Source organism: Amycolatopsis sp. AA4 (assembly GCF_002796545.1).
Classification (GTDB): Bacteria; Actinomycetota; Actinomycetes; order Mycobacteriales; family Pseudonocardiaceae; genus Amycolatopsis.
Genome location: NZ_CP024894.1, coordinates 3206823 through 3226880, shown reverse-complemented (window position 1 = coordinate 3226880; position 20058 = coordinate 3206823). Strand labels below are relative to the sequence as shown.

The window sequence follows — 20058 nt, the reverse complement described above, 5'->3', positions numbered from 1 at the left end:
GAACGAGTGGGCAACGACCTGACGCTGCCGAACTGGCTGCGGACGATCGGCGACCAGCCGCACGGCGCGCACCGGCGAGCGCTGGCCGACGAGCACGGCGAGCTGACCTTCGCCGAACTGGTCGCCGCCATGGACGCGACCGCCGCCGCGCTGCGCGAGTCCGGGGCCGAGCCGGGCGACCGGATCGTCACCGCGATGGAACCGTCGATCCCGCACACCGTCGCGATCCTCGGCGCGCTCGCCGCGGGAATGGTGGCCGCACCGCTCAACGTCCGGCTGACCGCGCCGGAAGCTCGCGCGTACCTGAGCGCGCTCGAACCCGCGGCGCTGCTCGCCGACCCCACCTACGCGCAGCTAGCCCGAGACACCGGCTACCGCGTCCTCGAACTCCCCGCCGCGAACCAGCCCGGGCCGGTCGCCGAACGGCTGGCCCCGCTGCAGCACCCCGGCGGCGACCGGACCTCCCCGGACGAGGACGCGTTCGCGATCGTCTTCGGCACCGGCGGCACCACCGGCAGCCCGAAGGGCGCGGTGCACACCCACCGCAGCCTGTGGCTGTGGCTGAACACCTGCGCCCACGGCAACCCGCGCGTCCCGTCGGACGTCGAACTGTTCTTCTCCCCGTTCTTCCACATCACGCTCGGCACGAACCTGCTGACGCCGCTGTTCGCCGGCGGCGAGGCCTGGATCCACCGGCGCTTCGACCCGGCGGCCGCGCTCGCCGCGATCGACCAGGGGGCCAGCAGGCTCATGGGCGCGCCGACGATGTTCGCCGCCCTGCGCGCCCGGCCCGAGTACGCGACGACGCGGCGGGAGAACGTCACCGCGATCCGGTTCGGCTCCGCGCCGTCCACCGGCGATTTCGTGCGGGACCTGCTGCGCGATTTCCCGAACGCCCGCATCCGGGCCGGGTTCGGCGCGACCGAATTCGGGTCGGTCATGGGATTCGACCACGACGACCTGCTGGCCGGCCGGTTCGCCGGGGTCGGACGGCCGCTGCCGGGCGCGACCGTGCGCATCCTCGACGCCGACGGTCGCGAGGCCGCCCCGGGCGTGGTCGGCGACCTGGTGGTGTCGTGTCCCTGGCAAACCCACGGCTACTACGGCCTTCCCGAGGAGACGGCGGCGACCTTCCAGGCCGACGGCGTCCACATTGGAGACCTCGCGTCGCGGAGCGAAGACGGCTGGGTGACGATCGCGGGCCGCCGCAAGGAAATGATCATCAGCGGCGGGGAGAACGTCTATCCGCGCGAGGTGGAGGAGGTCGTGCTCCGGCATCCGGACGTGGCAGACGCGATCGTGTACGGGATGCCGGACGAGCGCTGGGGAGAACGGGTGGAGGCGAGCGTGGTCGCGGTGGCGGGCCGGACGGTCGAGCCGGCCGCGCTGCGGGAGTACTGCCGCGCCGAACTGGCGGGCTACAAGATCCCGAAGACGGTCCGGGTGATCGCCGCGGTGCCGCTCACCGCGAACAACAAACCGGACCGCCGCCGAGCACGGGCGGACGCTCTCGGGCAGAGCTGAGAGCGGTTACGCCAGCTTGCGCAGCTCCGCCTTGCGGATCTTGCCGGTGGACGTCTTCGGCAGCTCGGCGAACCGGAGGTCCCGGGGCACCTTGAAATGCGCCAGCCGTTCCCGCAGCCACTCGATCAAGTCCGCCTCGGACACTTCGGCTCCGTCGCGCAGCCGCACGAACGCGACCGGCACCTCGCCCCACCGCGGATCGGCCTTCGCGACCACCGCCGCTTCCGCGACCGCCTCGTGGCCCAGCAAGGCGTTCTCGACCTCGATCGACGCGATATTCTCCCCGCCACTGATGATCACGTCCTTGAGCCGGTCCCGGACCTCGACGTACCCGTCCGGATGCCGCACCGCGACGTCGCCGGTGTGCAGCCAGCCGCCGGCGAAAGCCGCCTCTGTTGCCTCCGGGTTGTCGAGGTAGCCCGCCATCACGGTGTTCGACCGGATCATCAGCTCGCCGAGCGTCTCCCCGTCCGCGGGAACGTCCTCGAACTCCGGGGTCACCACCCGCGCGGATTCGACGTTGACCGTCCGAACCCCTTGCCGCGCCATCATTTTCGCCCGCCCAGCCGGATCAAGCTCCTGCCATTCCGGCCGCGGGACACACATCAGCGAAGGCCCGTACGTCTCCGTCATCCCGTACAGGTGCGTCACCTCGATGCCGATGCCGGACATCGCCGCGATCGCGGCGGGCGACGGCGGCGCTCCCCCGACCGCGAACTGCACCCGCTGCGTGAACCGCGCGCCGCCGCTCGCCTGCACCAGCAGGTCGAGCACGACCGGAGCGCCGCTGAGGTGCGTCACCGCTTCCTGCTCGATGAGTTCGAACGCCCGCACGGCGTCCATCTTTCGCAGCGTGACGTGTCGAGCGCCCGCCGCGGTGACCGCCCAGGTGTAGCACCAGCCGTTGCAATGGAACATCGGCAGCGTCCAGAGATAGCGCGAACTTGCTTGCAGCCCAGTGGAAACGACCTGGCCGAGCGCGTTGAGGTACGCCCCGCGGTGCGTATAGACCACGCCTTTCGGGCCAGCCGTGGTGCCGGAGGTGAAGTTGACCGCCAGCGGCTGCCGTTCGTCGCCGGGCAGCCGCAACGGCACCGGATCCGCAGTGCGCAGCCAATTTTCGTAATCCTCGCCGAGCACCAGGATCGCCCGCAGCTCCGGCGTCCGCTCCGGCACCTGCGCGACCAGCGACTGATCGACGATGAGCGCTTTCGCGCCGGAAAGCCGCAGCAGCTGCGCGTATTCGTCTTTCGAGAGGCGCGTATTCAGCGCCACCAAAGCACATCCGGCTCCCGGCACGCCGTAATGCGCTTCCAGCAACGGCACGCCATTAGGCGCCAGCACCGCGACCCGGTCGCCCTCGCCGAGCCCCAGTTCGCGCAGGCGTCCGGCCAGCCGCTCCGCCCGGTCCGCGAACCGCGCCCACGACATCCGTTCCCCGGTGTCGGTGACCACGCCGATCCCGTCGCCGTCGAGGTCGACCGTGCGCCGCAGGAAACTCAGCGGGCTGAGCGGCACGTCGTTGGCGAATTCCATCCCGGCTCCCTTCAGACGACCGCGATCGGGCGCAACGGCGAACCGGTCCCGCCGCGCAGCGTCAGCGGCAGCGCGACGAAGAGGAACGTGACGACGCCGTCCGCCGCCAGGTCCTCGCAGTTCACCCACTCCATGATGTGCACGCCGTGCCGCTGCAGCAAAAGCACGTGCACCGGCAGCGGATTGCCCGGCACCGGCGACGGCCGGACCTCGAACGACATGGTGTCCGCGCCGACGTACCGCACGCCCTTCGACACGAGCCATTCCGCCCCGTCCACGCCGACGCCGCTGCCCCCGCTCTCCTCGGCGATCCGCGTGGTGTCCGGCCAGAACTTCATCTGGCCGGTCCGCACGAGCACGATGTCCGATCCGGTGATCGTGACGCCGCCCGCTTCGGCTGCCTGCCGGAGATGGTCTTCCCCGACAGCGAAATGCGGTGGCAGGACGTCGAGCCCGAGCACTTTGGGGATGTCGAGCAGCACTCCGCGGCCGATGATCGGACCCAGTTCCGACGCGTCGCCGCGCAGCGCTCCGTAGTCGCCGAGCGCGCTGTTCGCGGAGATTCCGCCGTGCCACTCGTCCTCGCTGCCGCAGGTGACGTGGCACAGCGCGTCGATGTGCGTTCCGGTGTGCAGGCTGCCGGAGACCAGTTCGGACACATACCCGAATTCGACGTCGTTCGTGCCGGGCGAGTCGAACGGGAACCGGCCCTCGGCGCGCTGGCCCCGCGGGGAGTTGTAGGTGACGACTTCGAGCTGCGGGTTGCCCGCGAACGTCGGCATGTGCCGCCACCAACCGGTCGACAGGTCGTACACGGAGCCGGTCGCGGGCAGGCCGAGGCTGCGCACGAGGCCGGCGTCGGGCGGGGTGCTCCGGGAACTCATGAACACTTCCTTGTGTCCGAAGGGCAAGGGGCAGAAGAAAACTCAGACGGTCACCGACAGCCCGGCGTCCACCGGGACGACCGCGCCGGTGATCCCCGCCGCCAGCGGGGACGCCAGGAACAACACCGCCGCGGCGACCTCGGCGGGCTGCACGGCCCGCCCGCGCGGCGTCCGGCCCACCATGCGCCGGCCGGTCTCCGAAGGCAAGAACTCCTTCATCCGCGGCGTTTCGACCAGGCCGGGCGCGACCGCGTTCGCCCGCACGCCGAACGGCGCTTCGGCGGCGAGATACCGGGTGTAGCCGAGCACTCCGGCTTTCGCCGCGGAATACCAGCTCACGCCGCCGCCGATCACAGTTCCCGCGATGGACGCGACGTTCACGACGGATTCCGCCCGCTCCCGCACCCGGTCGAGCCAGGACGTGGTGACCAGTTCGACGAGCCCGAGCACGCCGACCACTCCGTCCGCGAACGGCCGCGGCCGCTGGCTCGACGGACCCGCATTGTTGACCAGCATGCCCGGCGTGCGCCAGGCCAGCGTGCGGTCGAGCGCCGCGGCGACCGAATCCGGATCGGCGGCGTCGGCCTCGACGGGCAGCACCTTTCCGCCGGATTCCTCGACGAGACCGGCCAATGCCGCCGGGTCGAGGTCCCACGCGGCGACCGCCGCCCCCGCCTCGACGGCCCCGAGCGCGACCGCCCGGCCGATCCCGCTCCCCGCGCCGGTGACCAGGACGCAGCTTCCGGCGTCATAACCCATCGTGGTCGGCATCAATACAGGATACTCTTTTGCCGGACCTGACACCAGATGCTGTGCCCAGGAGGAGAAAGAGTGTACTCTGCGAGAGGGATCAGGCTTCCGGGCGCAGCAACGCGGCGATGGCCTGCAGATGCCGGCGCATCCGGTGCTGGCCCAGCGGCGCGTCCCCGGCGACGAGGGCGGCCACGATCGCTTCGTGCGCCTCGTGCGATTCGCGGGCGGCGTCGCGGTGTTCGCCGCCGGAGTCTTCCGCGTCCCATTCCCGCTGCACGATGTCCTGATCGAGTTGCGCGAGGACTTCCACGAACAATGTGATCGCGGGGTTTCCGGCGAGTTCGGCGATAACGCGGTGGAGATTGCGCGCGTGCCCTCGGGTGAATCCCCGCTCGATGAGTTCGCGTTCGGATTCGAGTGCTTCTTTCAGCCGGACGATTCCCGATTCCGTGAGGTTTTCCGCGGCGAGCGCGATGCCCGCGACCTCGAGCGCGGTCCGGGCCTCCATCAGCTGCTGCCTGCTCACCTCCGCGTGCCGCAGGTACACCCGCGCCGCGTTGCGCACGACGCCCGGATCCGGTTCCGTCACCACGAGTCCGCCGCCGGGACCGCGCCGCATCGCCGCCATCTGCTGGTGCTCGACCAGCCGCACCGCCTCGCGGAAGACCGCCCGGCTGACCCCGTACCGCTCGATCAGCTCCGTTTCCGAGCCCAGCACCGATCCGACGCGCCAGCCCGCGTCGATGATGTCTTTTTCGATCTGCTCGGACACCTTTTCCGCCAGCCGCCGAGTGCCGCCTTTTTCGCCAGCCTGCGTGGCGTTCTGCTTGCTGGTCATCGGTCGACCCCTGTCGGTGCGATAGCGGCGGCGCGGTAAATCACGTGGCCGCGCCAGTCTATACCACTCGGGATTTCCGGCGGGGCCGCGCCGGACCGCATTTCCCGGACGGCTCGGTTCGCGTCGTTCAGCGGAGATACGGCCCCAGCAGCACCCCGGTCATCCGGCGCGCCGTCGCCGCCGCGTGCGCGGAATCGCCTTCGACCAGGCCGAGCAGCGGGTCCAGTCCCTCGACGTGCGGGGCCAGCGCCAGGTGCGGCAAGACGAGCAGCAGCAACGACAACACGATCTCGACGTCGGTGTCCGCGCGCAGCTGGCCCGCCGCCACCGCCCGCTCGATCAGCGGACGCAGCACCGCCAGGTAATGGCGGTTGACCGCCTCGCGCACCGGCGTGCGGGCGGTCGGATCCGGTTCGAGGTTGGCCGCCGCGGTCATCGCGCGCTCGAGCGGATGGTCGTAGAAATACCGCACCCACGCGTCGAGCAGCCGGTCGAGCGCACCCGCGAAGTCGTTGTCCCACGGGAGTTCCGCGATCTCGGCCTCCATGGCCGCGCGGATCCGCACGCTCGCCAGTTCGGCGAGGTGGACGTACATGTCGGCCTTGTCGGCGAAGTACTGGAACAGACTGCCCTTCGACACGCCGGCCTCGCGGCAGATCGTGTTGAGGCTGCCGCCGCTGAACCCACGCGCCGCGAACTCCGCCTCGGCCGCCGCCAGCACCGCCGCCCGCCGCTTCTCCGGCAGCCGTTCCCACGTTCCCGTCGGCACCGCCGACCTCCTCTTCTTGACTCTCCCCGCGCTCCGATCGTACTCTATGACCGCTGGTCATATGACCACTGGTCACAAGAAGGAGAACGCATGTCCGCGAACAGCTTCCGGGTCTGCGTCGTCGGCGCGGGCTCGTCCGGGATCGCCGCGGTGAAGGTGCTCGCCGAGCGCGGCGTCGAGGTGGACTGCTACGAACTGTCCGACCGGGTCGGCGGGAACTGGGTGTGGGGCAACCGCAACGGGGTGTCGGCCGCCTACCGGTCCCTGCACATCAACACCTCGCGGCACCGGATGGAATTCAGCGACTTCCCGATGCCGCGGAACCTGCCCGACTTCGCCCGGCACGACCAGATCGCCGACTATTTCGCCGCGTATACGGAGCACTTCGGGTTCGGCGACCGCATCCGGTTCGGCACCGGGGTCGCGCACGTCGAGCCGAAGCCGGACGGCAGCTTCGCCGTGACACTGTCCACAGGGGACACTGAACGGTACGACGCGGTGCTCGTCGCGAACGGCCACCATTGGGATCCGCGGATGCCGGAGCCGATGTTCCCCGGAGTCGAAGGATTCCGCGGCGAGGTCATGCATTCGCATTCCTACACCGAGGAAGAACAGCTGGCCGGACGGCGCGTCGTGGTGGTCGGCATGGGCAACTCCGCGATGGACATCGCCGTGGACGCCTCGTATCACGCCGCCGAAACGTATCTTTCCGCGCGGCGCGGGGTGCACGTCATCCCGAAATACGTGTGGGGCAGGCCGTACGACCAGATCGCCGGGAAGGAATGGCTGCCCTCGGCGCTGCGCTGGCCGCTCGCGCGCCGGTTGATGGCCGCCGCGACCGGGCCGATGACGCGGTACGGGCTGCCCGAACCGGACCACAAGTTCGCGCAAGCGCATCCGACGATGTCCAGCCGCGTTCTCGACCGGCTCGCGCACGGGGCGATCACGCCGGTGCCGAACATCGAGCGGTTCGACGGCGACGACGTCGTGTTCACCGACGGCCGCCGGGTCGCCGCGGACCTGGTGGTGTTCTGCACCGGGTACAAAATCAGCTTCCCGTTCTTCGACCGCGCTTTCCTCGATCCTTCCGGCGACAACGAGATCCGGTTGTACCGGCGGGTTTTCCACCCGAGCGTGCCCGGATTGTATTTCGTCGGGCTGGTGCAGCCGCTCGGCGCGATCATGCCGATCGCGGAACGGCAGGCGCTGCTGATCGCCGATCATCTGCAAGGCCGCTACCACCTGCCCGGCGCGGCCGAGATGGAACGCGAAATCGACCGGCACCGGCGACGGATCGCGCGGCGGTACGTCGCGTCCAAACGGCACACCATCCAGGTTGACTACGACGACTACATGCGCGACCTTCGGCTCGAACGCCGACGCGGGGCCCGCCGTCCGGCAGGCCGCACTCCCGCCGACCGTCCCGTCGCCAGCGCCGCCGCCCGAGAGGAGATCCCGGCATGAACGTGACTTTCCCGGTCGACGGCGACCGGTGCGCGGCCACGCTTTACCTGCCCGCCAACGAAAAACCGCCGATCATCGTGATGGCCCACGGCCTCGGCGCGGTCCGCGAGATGGGCCTCGCCGCGTATGCCGAGCGTTTCACCGCCGCCGGATACGCGTGTCTCGTTTTCGATTACCGGCATTTCGGCGACAGCGAAGGCACTCCGCGCCACCTGCTGTCCCCGCGGAAACAACTCGCCGACTGGACCGCCGCGCTCGCCTACGCCCGTACGCTCCCCCAGGTGGACGGCGAGCGCGTCGTCGCTTGGGGCACGTCCTTCGGCGGCGGGCACGTGCTCAGCACCGCGGCGAGCCGTCCGGCCGGGCTCGTCGCCGCGATCGCGCAATGCCCGTTCACCGACGGCATCTCCTCCGCGCTCGCCATGCACCCGGCCAGTTCGGTCAAGGCGACCTTCGCCGCGGTCCGGGACGTGGTCGGGCACCGGCTCGGACGGCCGCCGCACCTGATCGCCACGGCCGGCCCCGAGCGAGGCACCGCGCTGATGACCGCACCGGACGCGGAGCCGGGGTATCTCGCGCTGGTGCCGCCGGGCAGCGGTTTCCGCAACGAGGTGGCGGCCCGGGTGGTGTTCGACATCCTGCGGTACCGACCGGGTCGCGGGGCCGGCCGAATCGAGGTGCCGACGTTGTTCGCGGTGTGCGAGAAGGATTCCGTCGCTCCCTCCGGGCCGACGCTGCGGTACGCCGCCCGTGCGCCGCGCGGCGAGATCCGGACCTACCCGGACGGGCATTTCGCCATCTACCAGGGCGAGCCGTTCGAGCGAGTGATCGCGGACCAGCTCGATTTCCTCCGCAGGCACGTGCCGGTGCCGGCATGACCGGCCGTCTCGTGGTGTTCGGCGCGACCGGCTACACCGGCGGCCTGGTCACGGAATCGCTGGTACGGCACGGGGTGCGCCCGGTTCTGGCCGGACGGAACCGATCCGCGCTGGAGGCTCTGGCCGCGACGCACGGCGATCTGGAGACTGCGGTCGCGGATGTCCGCGACCCGGCGAGCCTCCGCTCGCTGGCCGGGCCCGGGGACGTGCTGATCGCGACAGTCGGCCCGTTCGAGCGGATCGGCCACGCGGCCGCCCAGGCCGCCGCCGACGCCGGAGCGCACTACCTCGACTCGACGGGCGAGGTCGGTTTCGTCCGTACTCTGCGTGCCCGGCACCACGAGCGAGCGACCGAAACCGGCGCGGCAATGGTCCCGGCCTTCGGGTACGACTACGTCCCCGGCATCCTCGCCGGCGCCCTGGCCGCGCAAGAAGCGGGCGAGGGCGTGCGCTCGCTGGAGATCGGCTACTTCGCCACCGGTCCGTTCGCCCGGGGTCTGAGCCAAGGCACCCGGGCGACCATGCGCGACGGGCTGACCCTGCCTTCGCTGCGCTGGCGAGGACGGCGCTTGGTCGAGGAGCGAACCGGCAGCCGGGTGCGTTCGTTCCCGGTTCGGGGCCGGTCGAAGGCGGCTTTTCTGGTCTCCGGCACGGAAGTGCTTTTCCTGCCGGGAATTTCCCGTCGCTGGACGAGGTCACTGTCTACAATGGATGGGTTCCCCGCGTTGAGCCGGGCGATGCCGGTGGTGTCCGCGCTCGCCTCGGTGGCCGGACCGGTGCTGCGCGCGCTGAGCGGACCGATGGCGGGCCCGCCCGGCGGACCGGACGCGGCCGCCCGCGCGAAAACCGGCGCACAAGTCGTCGCGATCGCCGATTCCCGGATCGAGGTACGGCTCGAGGGACCGAATGCGTACACGCTCACCGGGGACCTGCTGGCCTGGGCCGCGATCCGGCTGAGCGTGGACGGTCCGGCGACGCCGGGAGTGGTGGGTCCGGTCGACGCGTTCGGCCTGGAGCCGCTTCGGGACGGATGTGCGGAGCTGGGCCTGGTGCGGCAAGTGCCGTGAAGGGCTCCCCGAAGGAATCAGATTCCCTCAAGGAGCCCTTCACGGACCACTGGGCCTACTCCGACCGCAGCGTGTCCAGCCGGGTCACCTGGCGCAGCAGCGGCAGCGTCAACGCCGTCACCAGCAGCACCGCGGCCACCGCGGCGCCCGCCAGACCGGCCAGGACCGTGCCGTCCACCATCATCGGCAGCTTCGCCAGCCGCAGGATCGGCGCGGTCAGGCCCAGCCCGGCCCCGACCGCCAGCACGACCCCGACGACCACCGGAACCGCGGTCTGCCACAGCGATCCTCGGGCCAGCACCCCGATCGGCACGCCGGCCGCGGAGAGCGCGGCGAGCGGGCGGCGGCGTTCGCTGATCTGCTCGATCGACAGCATCAGCAGGCTCATCGCCGCCACCGCCAGCACGAACAGCGACGCGGTCAGCAGCACCGCGCGGAAGTTCTCGACCATCCGCTGGTCGCGGCCGGCGTAGTCGGACAGGTAGTCCGTCTTGCCGACCTCGGCCTTCCACGCCAGCGGACGCACCGCGGTCGCGACCCGGTCGATCAGCGATTCGACGCTTCCGGGGCCTGCCACGAACAGTTCGATGCGCTCCGTAGGCAGCTTGTGGTCGCCGAACGCGCCCGGCGTGACCAGCAGGCTGCTGGCCGCCGCCTTCGCGGTGTTGCTGGAAGGCACGACCCGGACGTGGTCCGGCACCGTCCACTGTGGACCGGGCACCGGCTTGCCGTCGCGGTAGCTGGTCAGCTGGTAGTCGCCCTTTGGCGCGGCCTGGGCCGACGAGCCCGCTACATAGAAGACGTCCCCGTCGGCGCAATCGCCGATGTCCGCCTGCGTCTTCAGCGCCACGCAGTCCCCGACCGTGCCGTAGACCTCCCGCTCGCCGGAGGTGAGCTGCAGGGATCTGGCGCTGTGCACGCCGGTCACCCCGGGCACGCCGGACAGCCGCTGGCGGACTTCCGCCTCGTGCGCGCTCGTCGTGTCCACCCGCACCGGCGCGGCCGCGACCCCGGCCGGCGTCTCGAACGACCGGGAGGTGCGGGCGGTCATCGACGTGAGCACGCCCTGGATCAGGATCGTCCCGGCCAGCACGACGACCAGCCCGGACACCACCCGGCTGGCGGTGCCGCTGTCGAGCTGCAGCCGGCGCACCGCGAGCTGCCACGACGGCGGGCCGCCCCGCAGCCGTTCCACGATCCGCTCCACCAGCCACGGCAGCAGCGCCGCCACGCCCATGAGCAGGAACACGCTGCCCGCCGCGAGCGCCAGCGCCGCGGCCTGGTCGCCGGATCCCGGGGCGAAGACGAGCGTGCCGAACAGGAACACCGCGCCGACGCCGGTGATCGTCCAGCGCCACCACATCCGCCGCCGAACCGGCTTGCCCTGCCGGACCACGCCGAGCGGTTCGACGATCGTCCGGCGCAGGCCGAACAGCGCCGAGCCGACCGCGAGGCCGGGCACGAGCAGCACGATCACCAGCAGCGCCACCCACGACGGCGTGAAATCGTCCGGGAACACGCGGAGGCCGAACGGGAGCCAGTCCCCGATGAACGGCCGCAGCGCGTAGAACAGCGCACCGCCGGCCACGAGCCCGAGCACCGCGCCCACCAGCGATTCCGCCGCCGCGACCCGTTTGATCTGCCGGGCGTCCACCCCGATCAGCCGCAGCGCGGCGAGCCGCCGTTCGCGTTGCGCCGCGCCCATCCGCGACGCGGTGGTCACGAAGATCAGCAACGGCAGCAGCAACACGGCGGCGATCGGCGCGACGACCATCCACATGATCGCCGACAGCGCGAACCCTTCGACGGGCTTGCCGTAGGCGTACACGCTGCTGGCGTTCTCGCCCTCGGCCTTGATCTCCGCGGCGGTCGACCCGTAGTACGCCGTCAGGTCGGCCGCGTCGCTGACGCCCTGCTCGGCGATCTGGCCGACGACAGTCCCCGGCAGCCCCGCCCGGAGCGACGCGCTCTGGGCCGAATTCAGCTTCTCCGCCAGCGCGGGCGACACGATCAGCTCGCCCGGCGCGGGCAGCCGGGAAAGGCCCGGCGGCACCGGCGAGTTCGGCCCGGTCGCCGCGACCGCGGTCAGCTGGAGGAAATCCTCGCCGACCGACGGGTACCAGCGGTAGGTCGCCAGCGGCGCGATCCCCTCCCGCGGCGTCGTGTCCTGCTTGATCGCCGCCGCCCGGTCCGCCCTGGCGTCCACCAGATGGCTCACCGAGGCGGCGGGCAGGAGCACGGCGACCGCGAGCGCGATCCCGAACGCGGTCATCGCGAGCCGCAGGAGCGCCGACCCGGACATCCGGCCGCCCCCGACGGCCAGCCGGAGTCCCAGCAGCAGATCCCGCGTCATGCGACCAGCTCCCGGTCGACCGTGCGCCCGTCCCGGACCACGATCTCGCGGTCGGAGTACGCCGCGACCCGCGGTTCGTGGGTCACCAGCACCACCGCGGCGTGCGTTTCCCGCGCCGCCTGGGTGAGCATCTGCATGACCTTCTCGCCGTTGAGCGAGTCGAGCGCGCCGGTCGGCTCGTCGGCGAAGACGACCTTCGGTCCGGTCACCAGCGCCCGCGCCACCGCGACCCGCTGCGCCTGCCCGCCGGACACGTCGCCCGGACGCCGCTTCGCCAGGTTGTCGACCTCCAGCCGGGCGAGCCATTCCTTCGCCTTCGCCTCGGCCGGCCGCCGCTTCGCCCCGGTCAGCCGCAGCGGGAGCGCGACGTTCTCCAGGCAGGTCAGCTCGGGCACGAGCTGGCCGAACTGGAACACGAAGCCGAATTCGGTGCGCCGCAACGCGCTCCGGCCCTTGTCGTCCATCGCGACGAGGTCCTGGCCGCCGTAGCGGATGGTCCCCGAATCCGGCCGGACGATCCCAGCGAGACAGTGCAGCAGCGTCGATTTCCCCGAACCCGACGCGCCCATGATCGCGAGCACTTCCCCCGCCGAAACCGCGAGCGCCGCCCCGTCGAGCGCCCGCGTCTGGCCGAACGATTTGTGCAGTCCGCTGCCCGCGAGCAACGCGGTTCCCGGCCTGGTCATCAGCGCACCGCCGTCTCGAGTTCGCCGAGCCGGGCCGCGGTGAGCTCGAGCCACCGCAAATCCGCCTCGAGGTGGAAGAGCGCGTGGTCGCAGATCAGCTGATCGGCGAGGTCGCCCTCGTACTTGCGTTTCGTGAGCGAGCGCATCGCCTTGAGGTGCTCGCCGCGCTGGACGTCGAGCACGTCGGTGGCGTCGCGTCCGGACAGCAGTGCCAGGACCACCTTCGTGTACAGCGTGTTCTGCAGATACGGCTCCGGGTTTTCCGGAGTGCTCAGCCACTTCTCGACGTCGGTGATCCCGGCGTCGGTGATCGTGTAGCGCTTCCGCTCCGGCCCTTCGCCGCTCTCGACCCCCGCGACCTCGACCATGCCGTTGCGCAGCAGGCGCGACAGCGTCGAGTAGACCTGGCCGTACGCGAGCGGGCGGTCCTGCCCGAACTGCTCGTCGTACGCCCGTTTCAGGTCGTACCCGTGCCTCGGACCCGACTCGAGCAACCCGAGCAAGGTGTGTGAAACCGACATTCCCCTGTTCCTCCCTTGACCCCGGAATCCCGAGGGTGAAGATCACTATACAACAGAGGTATACGCACCGTGTATACCTCCATAGAGTAGTGCTTCTCCGCAGGTCAGCGAGGCAATGCGGTTAGCGTCCGACGGTCACCGCGAAGCTGGTGCGAGCCAGCGGATCTGGTCTAGCGCGTCCCACACCGGCAGCCCGGTGGCGGCACGCAAGGCGGCGCTGTACGGCGGGAGGTTGGCGCATTCGACGACGAGCGCGCCGACCTCTGGGCTTGCCGCGTGAACGCACTCGCAGATCTCCCGTTCCGCGAGCTGCGGGTCGATGGCGAGGCCCTCGCGCAGCGCCGGGACGAAATGCCGCGCGCCGGAGAGGTCCAGCACTTCGACACGCTCCGGCGCGATCCCCGCCGCGGCAAGCCTCCCGGGGGTGAGGAGGTCGGCGAGCACCGTGACCACACCGATCTTCCGCGGCGCGATGGTCTCCAGCAATCCAGGGACCTGCAGCAACGGCGATACCGCCACCGGAACGTCGAAGCGCGCGGCCAGTTCGGGTTGGAGAGTGGTCAGCAGGCCGCAGGTAGTGGTGAGGACCGTCGCGCCGCGCTCGACCAGCGTTTGCCCGGCCTGTTCCAGGGAGGACAGCATGTCCCGCTCGCGGCCGTCGAAGACCTGTTGCATCGACGTGCCTGCTGCGGTCTCGAACAGGACCGGTTCCGAGTAGGTCTCCGGGCAGCCGACGTCGCCGCGGACCCGTGCTCGGCGGCCGCCGATCGCGATCACTCCGAGCAAGAGCCGAACTCCGCACGCAGCACCGGCAAGACCTCCTTGCCCAGCAGCGCCACCGCGGCCAGTGCGTCCGGGCCCATCGGCGGGCCGAACGACAAATGCCGCGCGCCGGCTTCGGCCAGCGTCCCGCACTGCTCGATCACCTCCGCCACTCCACCGGCGACCCCCAGGGTGAGCATCGTCGAGGACGTGCGCACGGTGTGGATCGCAGCGTCTTCGTCGCCGTCGAGCACCAGTTGCTGGGTACGCGCGAATTCCTCCGGATCGAGGCCATTCGCGACCAGTGCGTCAGTGCTCAGCGAGCCGCTGTAGTGCGCGATGTGCCGGGCGAGCAGGTGCCGTGCCGCGTCCGCGTCGGTGTCGATCGAGCACCACAGGCACGCGGCGACATCGAGATCCGCCACCAACCGTCCCGCCTTTGCCGCGCCAGTGCCGATTTGCTCCATCGCGCGGTACACCTGCCTCGGCGGCAGGCAGAGCGGCAGCGCGCCGTCGGCGTACCGGCCGGTCATCTCCAGCATGCGCGGACCCATCGCGCCGACGTAGATCGGCACCGGCCGCGGCTGCTGGATCCGGGCTTGCTCCGCCCAATAGTCCCCGGCCCCCGGCACGCCGGCCGGGCTGCGGCCGTGCGTCAGCTCCCGGATCGCGACGATCGCCTCCCGCGTGCGCACCACGGGTTTCGCCGGTTTCAGCCCGCCCCAGCTCAGGAACAGGTCCGAGCCCGCGCCGAGACCGAGCAGGAACCGGTCGCCGGACATCTCCTGGAACCCGCTCGCCAGCTGCGCGATCTGCGCGGGGTGGAGCGACACCGGGTCCAGCACGCCGGCGCCGACCGCGATCCGGCTGGTCCCCAGCAGCATCGACGCGAGCCCGGCGATGCCCGGCGGGCCGAAAATGTCGTTGCCCGCCCAGACCTGGTCGAATCCGGCCTCCTCGGCGTTGACCGCCGCCGCGGTCAGCCCGCGCGTGCCGTGGCCCGCCGCGCCGACCCGCACGCTCAATACGAGGTCACGTCCCATGTTCACGATCCTTTCTCCGGCAGCGCGCGCACCCGCAGCACCAAGTTCTCCGGCGGATCCGGACAAGCCACGAGCGGTTCGCGCGCCAGCCACGCGTCGAGGGATTCCGCACCGTCCCGCCCGGCGAGCGCGGACGCGACCGCGGCGATCGCGAACATGCAGAACCCGCGTCCTTCCGGCAGCGAGACGCCGCGGTCGCCGAGGTCGAAGCTGTCCCCGACGGCCAGGTCGCACGCCGAGTAGTTCATCGATTCGACCGTGCACCGCAAGCGCGCGGTCACGGCCCGACCCGATCGAGGCGCAACAGGACGTCGTCGGCCGGGTCCGGACAGCACACGAACGGCTTGCGCTCCAGCCAATCCCCCGGCGGCCGTTCGTCCATTTTGGACATCACGAGCGGAACCGCCGCCAGCATCGCCTGCAGGCAGAACGGCTTGCCGGAAGGGATCCGCAGCACCGGCCCGGTCACCTCGAACGCGTCGCCCGCCGCCAGGCCGCAACGCGGCGAACCGCCCTCCTCGACCACGACCCGGACCGTCGTCACGACGCCGCCCCCAGCAATTCCTCGGCATACCCGGCCCAGTGGAATTTCTTCGCGCCGAAGTGCGCGAGCGCGCCCCACGCGTCGCGGATGACCCGTTCCAGCGGATCGGACTGGTAGATGTAGCGGGAACCGTAGAGGTCGGCGCACAGGTCGAGGACCCGCCGCAGGGTCTCGCCGGCCTGGCTGTTCGCGACCCGCAGCCGCGCTTCCTCGACCGGATCCAGCACGCGGCCCGGCGTGAAGATCGCCTCGTCGGCGCGCCGGGCGACCTCCTCGATGCCGCGGTACACGAGGTCCGTTTCGGTCGCCGCCTGCCCGAGCTGCTGCTTCGTCGCGGTGTCCAGTTTGGACACGTCGCCGCGGCAGCGCGCGCGGACGGCGTCCAGGGTCAGCTCGACCACGTGCTGCGCCAGTCCCAGGCACACTCCGGTGAGCGGGAAGAACAGCAGCCCTACGTGTTTGTTGAGCGGATCCGCGTCCGGGTTAGGCGGCGCTTCGCGGTCGAAAACATGCGTCTGCGGAACGAAAACCGGCTCGGCGATCTCGTAAGAACCGCTGCCGGAACCGCGGATTCCCAGCGCCTGCCAGTTCCCGGTGTGCCGGACCGCGGCGCGCGGAAGCCAGACGCCCAGCAGGAGCTGGCGGCCGTCGGCGCGCCGCACGGGTTCGCCGTCGCGGTAGACGAGGCAGCCGCCGACGACGTGTTCGGCGGTCGGGGTGCCGCTCCCCCAGTCCCAGCGCCCGCTGACCAGGTAGCCGCCGTCGACGACCTCCGCGCGGCCGGGCGGGTGGAACGAGCCGCCGGTCGGCAGGTCCCGCGTCGGGTACAGCTCGTCGTACGCGGCCTGTCCCAGCCGTCCGGCGTAGTAGCCCGAGGCGTTGAGGACCGCGACGTTCCAGCCCGCACCCGCGTCGTGGCGCGCGATTTCCGTGACGACCGCGAGCTGGTCCGCAAGCGGCATTTCGAGCCCGCCGCGGCTCGCCGGGAAGCCCATCTGGAACAGGCCCGCGGCGCGGAACGCACGCATCAGCGCGTCGGAAAGCCGGGCTTCGGATTCGCAGCGGTCCGCTTCGGCGCGGACCAGCGGGCCCAGCGCGACGGCGTTGGCCCGCACCGCCGCGCTCGACAACGGGGCCTGCCAGTCGTTCCCCCGGACCTCGCCGGGCGTTGCGTAGGTCGACGTCATAGCCGGTATTCTTCATCGCACCGGAGCGCACTGTCAACTATCTGGGACCGGCCGGGCGTCGCGGCGGCTGGGCTATGCTGGCGGCTTGCGCACCTCGACCGACGATCCGCTGTTCGACCCGAAACCGCAGGGCCTGCTCTTCAGCATGTTCGGCGCCTACCTGCAGCCGAGGACGGCGCCGATGTGGTCCGGCGGGCTCGTCGTGCTGCTCGAAAAGTTCGGCGTCACCACCGCGACCGGCCGGATCACGCTCAACCGGATGGTGCACCGCGGGCTCGCCGAACGGCACCGCCGCGGCCGCGCGATCTCCTACACGCTCAGCCCGCGCGCGCTGCACCTGCTCGAGGACGGCGACAACCGGCTCGCCACCCTCGCCGCGGTCGACGACACGCCCAAGACCTGGACCGTGGTGTGGCACAACCTCGGCGACAACCGCAAGGCCGACCGGTCGAATTTCGTCAAACAGCTGCGGTTCCACGGGTTCGGGCAGTTGCAGGAAGCCGTGTGGGCCTCGCCGAAGGACTATCTGCGCGAGGTGAAGGACTACGCGAAACTGCTCGGCATCTCCGACGAGGTCGCGATTTTCCAGTGCCGCCTGGACGAGGAGACGGTGCCCGCCGCGCTGCTGAGCCATCTCTGGCAACTCGACGACCTCGCCGGACACTACGAACGGTTCGCCGGGCGCTACGCCGCTCTCGCCAGCGAGCCCGAGGCGACGCCGGAGGAAGCGTTCCTCGCGTGCACCACGATGCTGCACACGTTCCGCTCCTTCGCGAACCTCGACCCGGAGCTCCCTCCTCTGTGGACACCGCACGCCGGAGCGCGCGCGAAAGCCCTCACGGTCTACCGCGAAGCCCTCGACGCACTCCGGCCGCGCGCGGCCGCCTATTTCACCGAGGCCGTCGACCCCGCCTCCGCGACTCCCTGACCAGGCAGCACCCGGTACTGTCCATTGTAGAACAACAACGGGTCCCGCTCGGCCAGTTTGGTCGCCACCACGCAGCCGATCACGATCACGTGGTCGCCCTTCACCAGGGTCGAGTCCACTCGGCACAGCAGCCCGGCCGGAGCGTCCCGAATCACCGGCAACCCGTGCGCGACTTCGAAGGCTTCGTCGTCCACAGTGGGCTGAGAACGCGCCAGCCGCTCGGAATGCCGCCGGTGGTCGTCAGCCAGCACGCACACGCTGAAGAATCCTCGCCGCTCGATCGCGGCGCAGGTCCGCGAGCCGACCTTCAGGCAGACCAGGATCAGCGGCGGGGCAAGGGAAACCGAGGTGAACGAGTTCACCACCGCGGCGAACGTCCGGTCCTCGTCCGCGGTGGCCACGACCGTCACGCCGGTCGCGAATCCGCGCATCACCGCGCGCAGGCTGCCCGGATCCACCGGATCGGTCTCGCGCGCCACCACGCTGGCGCCCAGCCGGTTCGCCGTCATCGCCGCTCCCCTTCCGTCTCGAATTCCTTTGCGCTGCCCCGCAGCAGCAGCGTGCAGACCGCGAGGATGCCCGCCAGCAGCACGCCGAACAGCGGCACCGACCACGCCGCCTGCCCGGAGACGTCGAAGAGGAACACCGCCGCCGCGGGGGCGAATCCGCTGATCGCCGCGCCGGTTTGGTACGCGAGCGAAACGCCGCTGTAGCGGACTTTCGTCGGAAACAGACTCGCGAAATAGACTGGCGTGGGCCCGGTGATGAGCGCGTTGATCACCCCAGCGACGGCGAATGCCGCGAAGAACGCGATCTGGCTGTGTCCCGCGATCACGCCGAAGAGCACGAAGTTGAACACCGCGGTCAGCACCGCGCCGAGCACCACCGCCTTGTGCGCGCCGATCCGGTCGGCGAGCGCACCGGCGAAGAGCACCGCCGCGGCGACCGCCGCCACGAGCACGACCTGCCCGACCAGCGCCTGCGAACCGGACCAGCCGTTGTCCTTGCTGTAGGTGATCGCGAACGTGAGCAGGATGTAGATGAGGCCGTTCGTGCCGACGCTCAGGCCGGTCGCCAGCAGCAGCGCACGCGGATGTTCGCGGAACAGCACCCGCAACGGGGTCCGGTCGGCCTTTTCGGTCCCGCCTTCCGAGACGAAATCCTTGGTGTCGCGGGTGCGTGCCAAGGCGAGGATGCCGATCAGCGTGACGATTCCGCCCGCCAGGAACGGGATTCGCCAGCCCCAGCTGAGCAGCGTGCTCTCCGGCATCGCCGCCGATACGACCGTGAACGCGCCGATCGCGAGCAGCGCGCCGAAGCTCTGGCCCATGCCGGAGTAGCTGCCGAACACGCCGCGTTTGCCCGCCGGCGCGTTCTCCACGCCGTAGACGATCGCGCCGCCGCTTTCGCCGCCGGTCGCCAGTCCCTGCACCAGTCGCAGCACCACCAGGAGAACGGGAGCCCACCAGCCGATTTGGCGGTAGCCGGGCAGCAGGCCGACGAGCGTGGTCGCCGTGCCCATCGCGACCAGCGAGGCGAGCAGCACCGGACGGCGGCCGTAACGGTCGCCGAAATGCCCGGAAAGGATCCCGCCGAGCGGCCGCGCGACGAAACCGACGCCGAAGCTCGCGAGCGCGAGCAGCGTGGCCGTCAACGGATTCGCCACCGGGAAGAACACCGGGCCGAACATGATCGACGCGGCGATGCCGAACAGCATGAAATCGTAGTATTCGAGGGCCGTCGCGCCCGCCGCCACGAGGAACGCGGAGTTGCCCCTCCCGCGTTCGGTCGCCGCGTTTTTCCTTGGGTCGATGGTGATTTCGCGAGAGTTGTCCGCCACCCCGCACCTCCTGTGCGCCCGGTCGTCTTCGCCGACGTGGTGTGGTGGGCGGCGGCCGAAACCGCACTGCCCGGGTAGCGCGGTAATCTACATCACAGCCTACTGCGATGTCTATTAACCGCGTACGGTACCGGCATGGCAGACGATCCCGCGTCCCGTTTCTTCGCCGAGCGGTTCCGCCCCGCCGGAGTCCGGCTGGGCTTGCTGCTGCTGTCCGAATGCGACCCGGCCGCCGCGGAAGCCGCCGCCGGGACCCTGGCCGCGCACGGCCTGCGCCCGGCCCGGCGGCTCGCGAAACTCCGCCCTCGCCTTGGTCTTCCCGCCGTGACCACGCGGGAGCTGGTCGGGTTCCTGGACCGGTACGGGCACGAGTACTGCGCGGCCTGGTTACCGGTCGCGACCGCGGACGGGCAGGCTCTCGACCAGGTCGCGATCGAGCAGGCCGGGCGGGCGTGCGGCTGTGCTGTCGGCTGGTACTAGC

Annotated in this window: 21 protein-coding genes; 6 read left to right on the top strand and 15 right to left on the bottom strand. The window is 70.8% G+C overall.

From position 1 onward, the window contains the following. Positions 1 to 6: 6 nt before the first annotated feature. Positions 7 to 1524: a class I adenylate-forming enzyme family protein gene (locus tag CU254_RS15295; protein ID WP_037717213.1), complete on the top strand. Its 1518-nt coding sequence runs from the start codon at positions 7 to 9 to the stop codon at positions 1522 to 1524. Positions 1525 to 1530: 6 nt separating this feature from the next. Here the strand turns inward: CU254_RS15295 and CU254_RS15290 are convergent, their stop codons facing one another. The 5 genes from CU254_RS15290 to CU254_RS15270 all read right to left on the bottom strand — a co-directional run bounded on the left by CU254_RS15290 (position 1531) and on the right by CU254_RS15270 (position 6304). Beyond that, positions 1531 to 3060 carry an AMP-binding protein gene (locus CU254_RS15290; RefSeq protein ID WP_009077156.1) on the bottom strand — a complete coding sequence of 510 codons (1530 nt, stop codon included), beginning with the start codon at positions 3058 to 3060 and terminating at the stop codon, positions 1531 to 1533. A gap of 11 nt (positions 3061 to 3071) precedes the next feature. Further along, positions 3072 to 3944 (bottom strand): cyclase family protein, encoded by an 873-nt coding sequence (locus CU254_RS15285; RefSeq protein WP_037713738.1) that lies wholly within the window; start codon positions 3942 to 3944, stop codon positions 3072 to 3074. Between the two features lie 42 nt (positions 3945 to 3986). Further along, entirely contained in the window at positions 3987 to 4715 is a 729-nt protein-coding gene (locus CU254_RS15280; RefSeq protein ID WP_050788191.1) for an SDR family NAD(P)-dependent oxidoreductase, read from the bottom strand. 79 nt (positions 4716 to 4794) lie between these two features. Beyond that, positions 4795 to 5535: a FadR/GntR family transcriptional regulator gene (locus tag CU254_RS15275; protein ID WP_009077153.1), complete on the bottom strand. Its 741-nt coding sequence runs from the start codon at positions 5533 to 5535 to the stop codon at positions 4795 to 4797. Positions 5536 to 5662: 127 nt separating this feature from the next. Next, positions 5663 to 6304: a TetR/AcrR family transcriptional regulator gene (locus tag CU254_RS15270; RefSeq protein ID WP_009077152.1), complete on the bottom strand. Its 642-nt coding sequence runs from the start codon at positions 6302 to 6304 to the stop codon at positions 5663 to 5665. A gap of 90 nt (positions 6305 to 6394) precedes the next feature. On the opposite strand from CU254_RS15270, the gene CU254_RS15265 reads away from it, so the two are divergent. The 3 genes from CU254_RS15265 to CU254_RS15255 are packed head-to-tail and all read left to right on the top strand — an operon-like array spanning position 6395 to position 9713. Then, a complete protein-coding gene (locus CU254_RS15265; protein ID WP_009077150.1) occupies positions 6395 to 7768 on the top strand; it encodes an NAD(P)/FAD-dependent oxidoreductase in 1374 nt (457 codons plus the stop codon). Further along, entirely contained in the window at positions 7765 to 8646 is an 882-nt protein-coding gene (locus tag CU254_RS15260; RefSeq protein ID WP_009077148.1) for an alpha/beta hydrolase, read from the top strand. The genes CU254_RS15265 and CU254_RS15260 overlap by 4 nt, the downstream gene beginning before the upstream one ends. Continuing rightward, entirely contained in the window at positions 8643 to 9713 is a 1071-nt protein-coding gene (locus tag CU254_RS15255) for a trans-acting enoyl reductase family protein (protein ID WP_009077147.1), read from the top strand. The genes CU254_RS15260 and CU254_RS15255 overlap by 4 nt, the downstream gene beginning before the upstream one ends. A 55-nt stretch (positions 9714 to 9768) precedes the next feature. Here CU254_RS15255 and CU254_RS15250 read toward each other — a convergent pair whose 3' ends face one another. The 8 genes from CU254_RS15250 to CU254_RS15215 all read right to left on the bottom strand — a co-directional run bounded on the left by CU254_RS15250 (position 9769) and on the right by CU254_RS15215 (position 16809). Then, positions 9769 to 12066: an FtsX-like permease family protein gene (locus CU254_RS15250; RefSeq protein WP_009077145.1), complete on the bottom strand. Its 2298-nt coding sequence runs from the start codon at positions 12064 to 12066 to the stop codon at positions 9769 to 9771. Beyond that, positions 12063 to 12752 (bottom strand): ABC transporter ATP-binding protein, encoded by a 690-nt coding sequence (locus CU254_RS15245; RefSeq protein ID WP_009077143.1) that lies wholly within the window; start codon positions 12750 to 12752, stop codon positions 12063 to 12065. Before CU254_RS15245 ends, CU254_RS15250 begins: the two co-directional genes overlap by 4 nt. Beyond that, positions 12752 to 13273, bottom strand: coding sequence for a PadR family transcriptional regulator (locus CU254_RS15240; protein ID WP_009077141.1), 522 nt, complete (start codon positions 13271 to 13273; stop codon positions 12752 to 12754). Before CU254_RS15240 ends, CU254_RS15245 begins: the two co-directional genes overlap by 1 nt. A 135-nt stretch (positions 13274 to 13408) precedes the next feature. After that, complete coding sequence (locus CU254_RS15235; RefSeq protein WP_009077140.1) at positions 13409 to 14050, bottom strand: hypothetical protein; 642 nt, start codon at positions 14048 to 14050, stop codon at positions 13409 to 13411. Beyond that, positions 14047 to 15078, bottom strand: coding sequence for an LLM class flavin-dependent oxidoreductase (locus CU254_RS15230; protein ID WP_009077137.1), 1032 nt, complete (start codon positions 15076 to 15078; stop codon positions 14047 to 14049). Before CU254_RS15230 ends, CU254_RS15235 begins: the two co-directional genes overlap by 4 nt. A 2-nt stretch (positions 15079 to 15080) precedes the next feature. Beyond that, positions 15081 to 15359 (bottom strand): TIGR04076 family protein, encoded by a 279-nt coding sequence (locus CU254_RS15225; RefSeq protein ID WP_009077135.1) that lies wholly within the window; start codon positions 15357 to 15359, stop codon positions 15081 to 15083. Then, on the bottom strand, positions 15356 to 15622 hold the full coding sequence (locus CU254_RS15220) for a TIGR04076 family protein (protein WP_009077133.1): 267 nt from the start codon (positions 15620 to 15622) through the stop codon (positions 15356 to 15358). The genes CU254_RS15225 and CU254_RS15220 overlap by 4 nt, the downstream gene beginning before the upstream one ends. Continuing rightward, positions 15619 to 16809 (bottom strand): acyl-CoA dehydrogenase family protein, encoded by a 1191-nt coding sequence (locus CU254_RS15215; protein ID WP_009077131.1) that lies wholly within the window; start codon positions 16807 to 16809, stop codon positions 15619 to 15621. Before CU254_RS15215 ends, CU254_RS15220 begins: the two co-directional genes overlap by 4 nt. Before the next feature lie 85 nt (positions 16810 to 16894). Between CU254_RS15215 and CU254_RS15210 the strand changes: the two genes are divergently transcribed. After that, on the top strand, positions 16895 to 17737 hold the full coding sequence (locus CU254_RS15210; protein ID WP_078560784.1) for a PaaX family transcriptional regulator C-terminal domain-containing protein: 843 nt from the start codon (positions 16895 to 16897) through the stop codon (positions 17735 to 17737). Here the strand turns inward: CU254_RS15210 and CU254_RS15205 are convergent. After that, positions 17695 to 18246, bottom strand: a complete 552-nt coding sequence (locus tag CU254_RS15205) for a flavin reductase family protein (RefSeq protein ID WP_009077126.1) — start codon at positions 18244 to 18246, stop codon at positions 17695 to 17697. The genes CU254_RS15210 and CU254_RS15205 overlap by 43 nt on opposite strands. Next, the gene (locus CU254_RS15200; protein ID WP_009077124.1) at positions 18243 to 19577 is read right to left on the bottom strand and encodes an MFS transporter; all 1335 of its coding nucleotides are present in this window, start codon (positions 19575 to 19577) and stop codon (positions 18243 to 18245) included. The genes CU254_RS15205 and CU254_RS15200 overlap by 4 nt, the downstream gene beginning before the upstream one ends. Before the next feature lie 135 nt (positions 19578 to 19712). Between CU254_RS15200 and CU254_RS15195 the strand changes: the two genes are divergently transcribed. Continuing rightward, complete coding sequence (locus CU254_RS15195) at positions 19713 to 20057, top strand: hypothetical protein (protein ID WP_009077122.1); 345 nt, start codon at positions 19713 to 19715, stop codon at positions 20055 to 20057. The last annotated feature ends 1 nt before the right edge of the window (position 20058 follow it).